The following is an 11,434-nucleotide window of genomic DNA, read 5'->3' on the forward strand; positions in this document are numbered from 1 at the left end:
ATTCGAGAATCGCGATGAGGCTTTCTCGGCAAGGAAAAACAGGAAGAATCGTCATGAATATCGGTGAGGCATCCGCCGCCTCCGGCGTTTCAGCCAAGATGATCCGCTACTACGAATCCATCGGATTGATGCCGAGCGCAGCCCGCACCGAAGCGGGCTATCGCGTCTATGCCGACAGCGACATCCACACGCTGCGCTTCATCCGGCGCAGCCGCGACCTCGGCTTTTCCGTCGAACAAATGGAAACGCTGCTTGCCTTGTGGAGTGACCGCAGCCGCGCGAGCGCCGACGTCAAGAGTATCGCCGCAGCCCACATCACAGAACTCGAACGCAAGGCGCGCGAGATCGAGGGGATGGCGAAGACGTTGCGTCACCTCGTCAACAATTGCCACGGCGACAACCGGCCCAATTGCCCGATCCTGGAGGATCTCTCCCACGGCGAGGAGGCCGCGCCCCCCAAGCCCAAGCTCAAACGTCGCCAAGCGTGATGATGCTGGCGAGATAAGCTAGCCTCCCACGATGCCTGCTCAACCGATTCTACGCTTTCCCGATCCGCGCTTGCGCCTTCCCGCAGCCCCGGTCACCGCTTTCGACGCCGATCTGGCAGTTCTTGCCCAGGATCTGCTCGACACCATGCGGGCCGCGCCTGGCATCGGCATCACCGCCCCGCATCTGGGCATCGCCAAGCGCCTTACGGTGCTCGAATTGCCCGGCGAGAACAGGGTGCGAGTCTATGTCAATCCAGCCATCGTCTGGTCATCGCAGGATAAGCGAGAACATGTCGAAGGCAGCGTCTCCATGCCTGGAGTGACCGAGACGGTCGAACGCCCGGCGCGCGTGCGCGTGACCTTCCAGACACTCGAAGGAACGCAGGAAACGGAAGAAGCCGATGGCCTGCTCGCCGTCTGCCTGCAGCACGAGATCGACCAACTCGACGGCATCTTCTGGATACAATGCTTGTCGCGCCTGAAACGAGAGCGGGTCATCAAGCGTTTTCAAAAGCGATCCTGATGCCGGCCGGCCCCGTAGCCCACAAAATCTTGCCGGGGCTGTCGGCTTGGCCGGGTATCGAACGTCCTTGGGAGATCGAAGCAGGAGGAAGCTGAAATGACCGATGTCGACGGTTTCGTTGTCGCCGTGCCCAAGCAGAACCTCAAGGCCTACGAGGAAATGGCTCGTCTCGGCGGCCAGGTGTGGATGGAACATGGCGCACTCAGCTATGTCGAATGCGTCGCCGACGATGTCCCCTATGGCGAAGTCACGTCCTTTCCGCGGGCCGTTCAGGCCAAGGAGGACGAGATCGTCATCTTCTCCTGGGTGACCTACCGCTCGCGCGAGGAGCGCGATGCCGTCATGGCCAAGGTGATGGCCGATCCCCGGCTGGAGGGCAGCATGGCGAACGCGCCCTTCGACGGCAAGCGCATGATCTTTGGCGGGTTCACCAGCCTGATCGAGATGTAGGCCGACATACGAACCAGCATCGACATTGTCTCGCCGAGGGGGAGAACTCCCTGGGGCCACAGGCATCCTTGCCTGCTCTTCCGGCCCCTTTATCGGCGCGCTCACATGGGGGCAGGCAAGGATGCCTGCGATCCCAGAAAGAACCGGCCGAAGCCGGTTCTTGCCTCAAGCCATCGCGGCGGCATAGCTATCCGGCTTGAATCCGACAAGCAGCTTGCCGTTGCCGAGATCGAGGACGGGCCGCTTGATCATGGTCGGCTCGGCCAGCATCAAGTCGATTGCCTTGGCCCGGTCGATGCCCTGCTTGTCGCCTTCGGACAAGGCCCGGAAGGTCGTGCTGGTCTTGTTCAGCAGGACTTCCCAGCCGACCTTATCCGCCCAGGCATCCAGATGCGCGCGATCGATGCCTTCGACCCGATAATCGTGAAAGGCATAGGCCTTGCCATGGGTCTCGAGCCAGGTCCGCGCCTTCTTCATGGTATCGCAGGTCTTGATGCCGTAGATCGTCACACTCATGTCAGGTCCTGATTCCTGGGCTGATTGAAGCCCTCTTTTCCGTCGAGAAATAAAGCAAGGCAAGCACCGGCAGGGCAAAGCCGAGCCAGGACGTTGCCGTCCAGCCGCCATGGGCATAGACCCAACCGCCCAGAGCCGAGCCGAGGGCGCCGCCCACGAAGAATGTCGCCATATAGACGCCGTTGAGACGGCTGCGATATTCCGCCCCCAGATTGTAGATCAGCCGCTGACCGAGCACGACATTGGCCGAGACGCCGAAATCGAGCACGATCGCGGCCGTGACCAAAAGGCCGAGGGATAGGTTCGATCCCGGCTCGGCCAGATGGGTGAGCAGAAAGCTGACCGCGCCGAGCGTCATGGCGAAGGCCGAGGCCGGACGGACCCAGCCGCGATCGGCAATCCGTCCGGCGATGGGAGCCGCCACTGCGCCTGCCGCTCCGGCCAGCGCGAACAGCGCGATGCCCGATTGCGTCATGCCGAAGGCGGGACTCGCCAGCAACAGCGGGGTGCAGGTCCAGAACACACTGAAGGCACCGAACATGCAGGCCTGATAGAGCGCACGCCGGCGCAGGATCGGCGTGGTGCGCATCAAGGTCGCCATCGAGAGCAGAAGCCGGCCGTAGGACGGGGCCGGCGGCGGCTGGCGTTTCGGCAAGGCGCGGGCCAGCACAACGCCCAGCACGAGCATGGCAACGATGGAGACGAGGAACACCATGTGCCAGGAGCTGAAATAGGTGATCAGGCTCGATACCGGGCGCGCCAGCATGATGCCGACCATCAGCCCGCTCATCACATTGCCGACCACCCTGCCCCGCCGCGCCTCGGGCGCGAGATGCGCGGCGAAGGGCACGAGGATCTGCACGGCCACGGAACCGAGTCCGATCAACAAGGCCGAGACCAGGAATTGCAGGCTGCTGCGGGCCAGCATGGCCCCCGCCAGGGCAATGACAGCCAGCGTCATCACCCAGAGGATGAGCTTGCGATTCTCGATCAGATCGCCGAGCGGCACCAGGAACAGCAGACCGGCGCCGTAGCCGATCTGCGTCATCGTCACGATCAGCCCGGCTGCGCCCGGCGACATGCCAAGATCGGCGCTGATCAGACCGACCAGCGGCTGGGCATAATAGATATTCGCGGCGATGAGGCCACAGGCCGCCGCAATCAGCAGGGTAATCCAGCCGGAGGCCACGGGCTCATGCGTAGCCTCGCCCGTCGTTGCAATGCGGGACATCAAATCTCACAAAAGAAAAGGCATGCAGCTACCCCGGCCGGGGAAGGCGTCATGCGGAGCTGAAAGGAATTCAGCCCCTCTTTTGTCATGGGTGATGCCGGCTTGGCCAGCCCTTGTCCGATGAAAACCCTGCGCATCAGGCCAGTCTAATGCGTTCTCCGCTCGCCGGGTCGAACAGGCGCAGATCGCCGGGAGCGATCGCCAGTCTCACGATCTCGCCTGCCTTCAAGGCGGGGCGGTCGGTCGTGAACAGCTTCAGGCCCTGCCCACTAATCTCCAGATGCGCCACCGTACCGAGACCTGTCGGCTCGACCAGATCGACGCGAGCCGGCACGTTGCCGTTCGGCGACAGCGCCGCGCGTTCCGGACGAATGCCGACGATGACCTTCTCGGGCAGGCGCTGGCCCGGCAGGACGGCAAGTACCGTATCGCCAACGCGCAGGGTCATGCCGCCCTCGCCAGGCTGTGCCTGGGCATCGAGAAAGTTCATCGCCGGCGAACCGATAAAGCCGGCCACGAACATATTGGCGGGATCGTCATAGAGCTCGAGCGGCGCGCCGACCTGCTGGATCACGCCCCCGTTCATGGCGACGATACGATCGGCCATGGTCATCGCCTCGATCTGGTCATGGGTGACATAGACCGAGGTCGCCCCGAGATCGCGGTGCAGCTTGCGGATCTCGAAACGCATCTGTTCGCGCAGGCGGGCATCGAGATTGGACAGGGGCTCGTCGAACAGGAAGGCCTTGGGATTGCGCACGATGGCACGGCCCATGGCGACGCGCTGGCGCTGCCCGCCCGACAATTGCCGCGGCTTGCGGTCCTGCAGGGCCTCCAGGCCGAGTTTGGCTCCAGCCTTGGTCACTGCGCCCGCAATGAAATCGGCTGCTTTCTTCCGCAATTTGAGCGCATAGCTCATATTGTCGCGCACGCTCATATGCGGATAGAGCGCGTAGGACTGGAACACCATGGCGATGTCGCGATCCCTAGGCGGCAGGTCGTTCACCGTGGCGCCATCGATGAGGATCTGCCCCTGGCTGGTGTCCTCCAGACCGGCGATGAGACGCAGCAGGGTCGACTTGCCGCAGCCGGACGGCCCGACCAGCACCACGAATTCGCCCGAGGCGATGGAGAGGTCGATGCCCTTGAGGATGGGCAAGGCGCCGTAGTTCTTGCGGACGGCTTTCACTTCGATATTGGCCATCGGAATAACCCTTTCAGCCCTTCACGGCGCCAGCCGTGAGGCCCTGGACCAGGTAACGCTGGATCAGGAAGAAGAAGATGCAGACGGGGATGAGCGCGAGCACGCCAGCCGCCATCATCTGCCCGAAATCCACCGCGAACTTCGAGACGAAGTTGAGCAGTCCCACCGGGAAGGTGATCACGCTGTCCTTGGTGTTGAGCATCAGGGCGAAGAGCAGTTCGCTCCAGGCCGCGGTGAAGACGAAGCCGAGCGTCGCGGCGATGCCGGGCATGGTCAGGGGCAGGATGATCTGGCGCAGCGCCCCGAAGCGCGTGGCGCCGTCGATCATCGCCGCCTCCTCCAGGTCCTTCGGGATGCCGTCGAAGAAGGACTGCATCAGGAAGGCTGCGAACGGCACGTTATAGGCGGTATAGATGATGATCAGGCCGGTCAGGCTGTTGTTGAGGCCGAGTGGCTGGAACAGCTTGAAGATCGGTGCGATGATCATCACCAGCGGGAACATCTGGGTGATCAGCATCAGTCCGACCAGCCAGAATTTACCGCGATAGACGAAGCGCGAGAAGCTGTAGCCGGCGCCTGCCGCCAGCAGCGTGGTGAACAGCGCGGTAAAACCCGAGATGATCACGCTGTTGCGGAAGAACAGCGGGAAGTCGGTATGGCTGATCACCGAAACATAGTGATCGAAGCCGAAGCGCGACGGCCACAGCTTCACACCTTCGCTGTAGAGCAGATCATTGGGCGTGACCGAGACCTTGAACACCCAGTAAAGCGGGAACAGGGCAAAGATCAGGAACAGGGCGATCAAGGTGTAATGCAGCACCCAATAGACCGAACGGCGGGTGGAACGGCGCATGGTCAAGCCCTCCGGATCAGCATTTGCCTGAGCGCGATCAGCGTGGCGGCATAGGCGAGCAGCAGCACCAGCAGCACCATCGAGATCGCCGAGGCATAGCCGAAGTCGAGGCGCATATAGGCCTGCGTATAGATGTAGCTGGCGATGATCTGGGTCGAGTCGGCAGGTCCACCGCGTGTCATCACCACGATGAGGTCGGCGGAATTGGCGATCCAGACCGCGCGCAACAGCACGGTGATGGCGATCGTCGGCGCCAGGAACGGCACCGTGATCGAGGTGAAGCGCTTGAGCGACCCAGCGCCGTCGATCTCGGCCGCCTCATAGATGTCCTGCGGGATCGATTGCAGGGCGGCGAGCAGCGTGATGGCGAAAAACGGAAAGCCCCACCAGACATTGGCGACGATCGGGCCCCAGATGGCATGGGTCGGGCTGGAGAGGATGTTGTCGGGCGTCGCCATCAGGCCGAGGCCGGAGAGCCAGTGCGGCACCGGACCGACGATGGGATTAAACATCCAGGCCCAGTTGAGACCGGAAAGGAAGCTCGGCACGGCCCAGGGCAGGAACACCAGCGCCTGCACCACGCCCCGCCCCGGGAAGGGCCGGTTGAGCAGGAGAGCCAGGATCAGGCCGAGAACGAACTGCAGGGCGACCGAAACCACCGTCCACTGCACGGTATTGGAAAGCGCATTCCAGAAATTGGCATCTCCCCACATGCTGCGGAAATGCTCGAGCCCGACATAGCCGCCGCCGAAGGGCTTCAGGAGCTGGATGTCGCGGAAAGCATAGGACATGCCGATGGCCAAAGGCACCAGCATGATCGCCACGATCAGGATGATCGAAGGCGCTGCATAGAGCCAGGGTTCGAACGCCAGCCAGGCGCTTCGGCCGCGCCGCCTGGTCGGGATGGAAAGTTCTGCCAAAGCCATTCACTATCCGATCGGGCACGGGCTGGGGACATCACGTCATCCCGCACGCATCGCGGCACGCAGTGATGCGATGCAGATGCGGGATCGCGTCGAAATTGCGCAGAATGGTCGTGCGGTCCCGGATCTGCGAAGCGGCACTACGCGCCGCATCGCGTCCGGGATGACGCAGTTGCGGCGCCCGACTACTTCTTCTTCGCCAGGAATTTCTGCTGAGCCTTGGTCAAATAGTCTGCCCATTGCTCGGCAAGCTGCTCGGGGGTGAGTTGGCCGAGCAGAGCCTGCTGCGTGGTCTTCACCGCGATGGAGTCGGCGAAGAAGGCGAACTCCTCCAGATAGGTCGGCATCACCAGCGGCGAGACATTGGAATCGCCGAGCTCGGCAAACCAGCCCTTGAACTTGGGATCGGCATAGAAGGGATCTTTGGCGGCGGACTTGTAGATCGGCAGCGCACCCGTCTTCTTGTTCCAGGCGATGTTGCCTTCCGGACCGTCGAGGGCTGCGATCAGCTTCCAGGCCAGTTCCTTGTTCTCGGAATTGGCGAACATCGACCACGAGGCATAGCCGATGGTCGGGAAGGTCTTGCCGGCCGGCCCCTTGGGCATGGGGGCGACGTCGTAGTCGTCCTTGTTCATCTTGTCGGCCACCGCGATCAAGGCGTCGGGATCCTGGTCGAGCATGGCGCAGGTGCCGGAATAGAAGCCAGTAACGATCTCGTTGAAGCCCCAGTTGACACTGTCCTTGGGCGCATAGCCGTTCTTGTAGAGGTCGACCAGCACGGTAACGCCCTTGACCCAGCCGGGATCGGCCATGGTCGAGGTACCGTCGGGCTTGAAGAAGGTGCCATCACCGGCCATGTTGGCGCCCATCATCATCCAGCCATTGAGGCCGCCGGGGCCGCCGCGCAGGCAATAGCCGAACTTGCCGGGAAGGGCGGAAACCTTCTTGGCCGCCTCGACGAACTCGTCCATCGTCTTGGGCGGGCCGTCGACCCCCGCTTCCTTGAACAGTTTCTTGTTGTAAAACATCGCGCGCAGATAGAAGCCATAGGGCAGCGCATAGGCGGTGTTGTTCACATAGCGCCCCATCTCGAGTGCGCGGTCGTTCAGCTCCTTGGTGTGCTCCCACTTGGCGAGATACGGCTCGAGATTTTCGAGCATGCCATTATTGGCATAGAGCGACTGCCAGCGGTCGGGCATCTCGACCACATCAGGCGTATCGCCGGCCGAGACCATGGTGGCGAATTTCTCGAAGGCCTGGCCCCAGGGCAGAGACGTGATCTCCACCTTCACGCCGGGATTGGCATCCTCGAACTTCTTGACGATGTCCTTCAGCGTCTGGGTGCGCTCAGGGCTGGTAATGACTTCGGTCAGCTTGAGCGTGGTGTCGGCCCAGGCTGGCAAGATTTGGGCCGGCAGGGCCAAGGCCAACGAGGCCGTCGCGGCCAGCAGCAGTTTCTTGAACATTGAGATTCCCCTCTCTTGTTATTTGCACCCTACGTTCCAACCAGCACCCGAACGCTCGTCCAGTGGGCGGCGTCGCGCACCGGCTATCTCTTGGCAGCGGCCAGCGCCTGCGTGACATCGGCCCATAGCGCGTCCACGCCTTCCAGGCCGACATGGAAGCGCACGATGCGCTCCGACACGCCGAAATCGAGCGCCGAATTGGGGCCGGCATTCTGCCCGCGCGTGACCAAAGCCGGCACCACCAGGCTCTCGTGGCCGCCCCAGCTCACCCCGATCTTGAACAGCTTGAGGGCGTTACAGAAGGCGGGAATGTCGACGCTGTCGTCGAATTCGAAGGAGAACAGGCCTGAGGTGCCGCTCAACCCAGGCGGCAGGCTGTTGCCGAGGCCCGGATGGTAGACCGCCACCACTTCCGCCAGTTCGCCGAGCTTGCGCGCGATGGCCAGGCCTGCCGCCTCATGCGCCTTCATGCGCGTCGGCAAAGTGCGCAGCCCCCTGAGCAGCAGCCAGGCTTCGAACGGCGCCAGTTTGGCGCCGAGATAGGGTGTGATGGTGCGGCGGATGACGTCAACGAGTTCCTTGCGCCCTGCCACCACGCCGGCAACCACGTCCGAATGGCCACCGATATATTTGGAAGCCGAATGCACCACGAGGTCGACGCCGAGGCGCACCGGCTGCTGGAACACCGGCGAGGCCCAGCTGTTGTCGAGGATGGTGATGACGCCATGCTGGCGGGCCAAGGCCGTGAGCGCGGGAATGTCCTGCGTTTCCATCATCCAGCTGTTCGGGCTTTCCATGTAGAAGAGCTTGGCGCCCGGCAGTGCCGCTGCGACCGCATCCGCATCGCGGCCATCGACATAGACGGTCTCGACCTTCCAGCGTTTCAGCAGGGTCTCGAACAGGCGATAGGCATCGGGATAGACATGGCGCACGCAGACGATCCGATCGCCCGGCTCGACGAAAGCCAAGACGCTGGAGGAAATCGCACCCATGCCGCTGGCAAAGCCGATGGCGTCCTCGGTGCGTTCGAGTTCGGCGATCTTCTCTTCGAACAGCCGTGTGGTGGGATTGCCGACGCGCGAATAGACCGGCCGCACCTGTTCGCCGCGATAGGTTGCCGCCATCTCCTCGAAGCTGGAGAAGGTGAACAGCGACGTCTGCACGATCGGCGGCACCACGGCCTCGAAGGCGTGGGCATCGTCATGGGCGACGACGAGGCTGGCATAGTCGAGATCATCCGATGCCTGCGTCATCCGGTGGTCGGTCATTTGGACATGTCCTTGATGTCTTCTTCGACAATTTCGAGAATGGCGAGTGTCTTTTCCCGCGCCGTCTGCGGATCGCGCCGGACGATGGCGTCGAAGAGCTCGCGGTGGAAACGAAAGGAACGGCGGGCGAAATCCGGGCGGTCGAAAGGCTCTTCGAAGAAGCTTTCGAAAGCCTCCCGCATGCGCTCCAAGAGCTGGCCGAACAGGGGATTGTGGCTGGCGTCGTAGATGGCCAGATGGAAGGCGAGGTCCTCGGGGCCGGAGGTCCCCTTCTCCAGATGCACCGCTTCCATGATGTTGAGCTTGGCCTCGATGACGGCGATATCGCCAGGCGTCGCCCTGAGGGCGGCCAGCGCGCTCACCTCGGTTTCGAGCCCACGCCGAACTTCCAGCGTTTGCAGCAGGCGATCGCGCAGCAGGGCGGCATCGATCACCAGCGGCATATGGATGGCGTCGGCCGAGAACGCCCGCTTGAGATAGGTGCCGCTGCCCTTGCGGGACTCGACCACCCCCAGGGCTTGCAGCTTTCGGATAACTTCCCTCACGGTGGAGCGACCGACCGCCAGGGTCTGCATCAGCTGCCGTTCCGTCGGCAGGCGCTCGCCCGGCTTGATGCCGGAGGTGGCGATAAAGGTACCGATCGCTCGCATCACATCATCCGCCCTGTCGGCGGATGGCAGCGGAGCAAGTCCCTGGAGAGACGGCGTGCTCAAATGCGGCTTCCGGATGATGGTTTAAAATTGGTCTGACATCTGACTATTTTTCGACGCAGGTTCGATTGTCAAGGAGAAAGTCAGCTTAATTGCGATCCCTGGCGGCATGCTGGGTGCTTCCGGTCGCTCTGAAGACCAGGCGCAATTGCCTGCCATGCTCACTCCGCAATTGCATTCCGGCCCGTCTTGGCGCAAAGGAACGCGTTTCATGAGACAGACGGAAAGAAAGCGGACATGGCGGTGATCGAAGCAGCGCAAGAGACGGCCGAGGGCAAGACGGCCCCGACGGTCTCCTATGTCTCGCTGGGTTGCCCCAAGGCCCTAGTCGATTCCGAGCGCATCCTCACCCAACTGCGGGCTGAGGGCTACGGCATCACCCGCAACCACAAGGGCGCCGACCTCGTCATCGTCAACACCTGCGGCTTCCTCGATTCAGCCAAGGCGGAATCCCTCGGCGCCATCGGTGATGCCATGGCCGAGAACGGCAAGGTGATCGTCACCGGCTGCATGGGCGCCGAGCCCGATCCGATCCTGGAGAAGTTCCCCAACGTCTTCGCCGTCACCGGCCCTCAGCAATATGAGACGGTGGTCGAGGCCGTGCACAAGGCCGCGCCTCCGGCGCATGATCCCTATACGGATCTGGTGCCGCCGCAGGGCCTAAAACTCACACCACGGCACTACGCTTACTTAAAGATTTCAGAGGGTTGCAACAATCGCTGCAGCTTCTGCATCATCCCCAAGCTGCGCGGCGATCTCGTCTCCCGTCCGGCTGCGGATGTGATGCGCGAGGCCGAGAAGCTGGTAAAGGCCGGCGTCAAGGAATTGCTGGTGATCAGCCAGGACACCTCGGCCTATGGCGTCGACATCCGCTACGCCGAGAGCCCCTGGCAGGGCGAGCCTCTGAAGGCGAAATTCTACGATCTCTCCAAGGCTCTCGGCGAGCTCGGGGTCTGGGTACGCATGCACTATGTCTACCCCTACCCGCATGTCGACGACGTCATCCCGCTGATGGCCGAACGCAAGATCCTGCCCTATCTCGACATCCCCTTCCAGCACGCCTCCCCGACGGTGCTGAAGGCGATGCGTCGCCCCGGCAACCGGGAGAAGGTGTTGGAGCGCATCCATAAATGGCGCGAGATCTGCCCCGACATCACCCTGCGCTCCACCTTCATCGTCGGCTTCCCCGGCGAGACCGACGAGGATTTCGAACTGCTGCTCGACTGGCTGCGCGAAGCCCAGCTCGATCGCGTCGGCTGCTTCGAATATGAGCCCGTGGCCGGCGCCACCGCCAATGACCTTGGCCTGATGCCGGTGCCGGACGAGGTAAAGAAGCAGCGCCATCGCCGCTTCATGGAAACCCAGCAGCAGATCTCGATCCGCAAGCTGAAGAACAAGGTCGGCAAGCGCCTGTCCGTCATCATCGACGAGACCGGGCCGACCGTCGCCAAGGGCCGCTCCATGGCCGACGCGCCGGAGATCGACGGCGCCGTCTACGTCGCCAGCCGCCGCCCGCTGCGCGTGGGTGACATCATTACCGTGAAGATCGAGCGCTCGGACGCCTACGACCTGCACGGCATCGCGGTCTGACCACAGACGGTCCTACGCTCCTACCCAACCAACCTGCCACCGCGAATTTGGCGATACGACCCGCCGGGGATCCTGCACGCCTTTAGGCGATCCGCGGCAACTGAAATCGTGGTCTCTTGCATCTACCGGATCGGCCTCATCCCGGCATTTTCGGCGGCATGAAACGCCTCGGCTCTCATGGCAATACTGAGAGGGAAACTTATATCCAGCGC

The 11,434-nt window shown here is 62.7% G+C and carries 12 protein-coding genes; 4 read left to right on the forward strand and 8 right to left on the reverse strand.

What is annotated here, in order from left to right; all coding sequences use genetic code 11:
* The first annotated feature begins 53 nt into the window (after window positions 1–53).
* The 3 genes from cueR (at window position 54) to U1R88_RS05250 (ending at window position 1,461) form a co-directional block, all read left to right on the forward strand.
* Window positions 54–488 carry a Cu(I)-responsive transcriptional regulator gene (gene cueR, locus U1R88_RS05240; protein WP_322430287.1) on the forward strand — a complete coding sequence of 145 codons (435 nt, stop codon included), beginning with the start codon at window positions 54–56 and terminating at the stop codon, window positions 486–488.
* 31 nt (window positions 489–519) lie between these two features.
* Window positions 520–1,011 (forward strand): peptide deformylase, encoded by a 492-nt coding sequence (locus tag U1R88_RS05245; protein WP_068296222.1) that lies wholly within the window; start codon window positions 520–522, stop codon window positions 1,009–1,011.
* Window positions 1,012–1,107: 96 nt separating this feature from the next.
* On the forward strand, window positions 1,108–1,461 hold the full coding sequence (locus tag U1R88_RS05250) for a DUF1428 domain-containing protein (RefSeq protein WP_322430288.1): 354 nt from the start codon (window positions 1,108–1,110) through the stop codon (window positions 1,459–1,461).
* Between the two features lie 165 nt (window positions 1,462–1,626).
* Here U1R88_RS05250 and U1R88_RS05255 read toward each other — a convergent pair whose 3' ends face one another.
* From U1R88_RS05255 to U1R88_RS05290, 8 genes are all read right to left on the reverse strand, one after another.
* On the reverse strand, window positions 1,627–1,977 hold the full coding sequence (locus tag U1R88_RS05255) for an ArsC family reductase (RefSeq protein ID WP_322430289.1): 351 nt from the start codon (window positions 1,975–1,977) through the stop codon (window positions 1,627–1,629).
* A gap of 1 nt (window position 1,978) precedes the next feature.
* Window positions 1,979–3,208 (reverse strand): MFS transporter, encoded by a 1,230-nt coding sequence (locus U1R88_RS05260; protein WP_322430290.1) that lies wholly within the window; start codon window positions 3,206–3,208, stop codon window positions 1,979–1,981.
* A 136-nt stretch (window positions 3,209–3,344) separates the two neighbouring features.
* Window positions 3,345–4,412, reverse strand: a complete 1,068-nt coding sequence (locus U1R88_RS05265) for an ABC transporter ATP-binding protein (RefSeq protein ID WP_322430291.1) — start codon at window positions 4,410–4,412, stop codon at window positions 3,345–3,347.
* A 13-nt stretch (window positions 4,413–4,425) separates the two neighbouring features.
* A complete protein-coding gene (locus U1R88_RS05270) occupies window positions 4,426–5,265 on the reverse strand; it encodes a carbohydrate ABC transporter permease (RefSeq protein WP_322430292.1) in 840 nt (279 codons plus the stop codon).
* A 2-nt stretch (window positions 5,266–5,267) separates the two neighbouring features.
* Window positions 5,268–6,191: a carbohydrate ABC transporter permease gene (locus tag U1R88_RS05275; protein ID WP_322430293.1), complete on the reverse strand. Its 924-nt coding sequence runs from the start codon at window positions 6,189–6,191 to the stop codon at window positions 5,268–5,270.
* A gap of 182 nt (window positions 6,192–6,373) precedes the next feature.
* Window positions 6,374–7,654, reverse strand: a complete 1,281-nt coding sequence (locus tag U1R88_RS05280; RefSeq protein ID WP_322430294.1) for an ABC transporter substrate-binding protein — start codon at window positions 7,652–7,654, stop codon at window positions 6,374–6,376.
* 83 nt (window positions 7,655–7,737) lie between these two features.
* Window positions 7,738–8,907 carry a PLP-dependent transferase gene (locus U1R88_RS05285; RefSeq protein ID WP_322430509.1) on the reverse strand — a complete coding sequence of 390 codons (1,170 nt, stop codon included), beginning with the start codon at window positions 8,905–8,907 and terminating at the stop codon, window positions 7,738–7,740.
* Window positions 8,908–8,918: 11 nt separating this feature from the next.
* Window positions 8,919–9,572 (reverse strand): FadR/GntR family transcriptional regulator, encoded by a 654-nt coding sequence (locus U1R88_RS05290; protein WP_322430510.1) that lies wholly within the window; start codon window positions 9,570–9,572, stop codon window positions 8,919–8,921.
* A 297-nt stretch (window positions 9,573–9,869) separates the two neighbouring features.
* On the opposite strand from U1R88_RS05290, the gene rimO reads away from it, so the two are divergent.
* Window positions 9,870–11,222, forward strand: coding sequence for a 30S ribosomal protein S12 methylthiotransferase RimO (gene rimO / locus U1R88_RS05295; protein ID WP_322430295.1), 1,353 nt, complete (start codon window positions 9,870–9,872; stop codon window positions 11,220–11,222).
* The last annotated feature ends 212 nt before the right edge of the window (window positions 11,223–11,434 follow it).

Origin of the sequence: Labrys sedimenti (assembly GCF_034424805.1) — a bacterium.
Taxonomy (GTDB): Bacteria; Pseudomonadota; Alphaproteobacteria; order Rhizobiales; family Labraceae; genus Labrys; species Labrys sedimenti.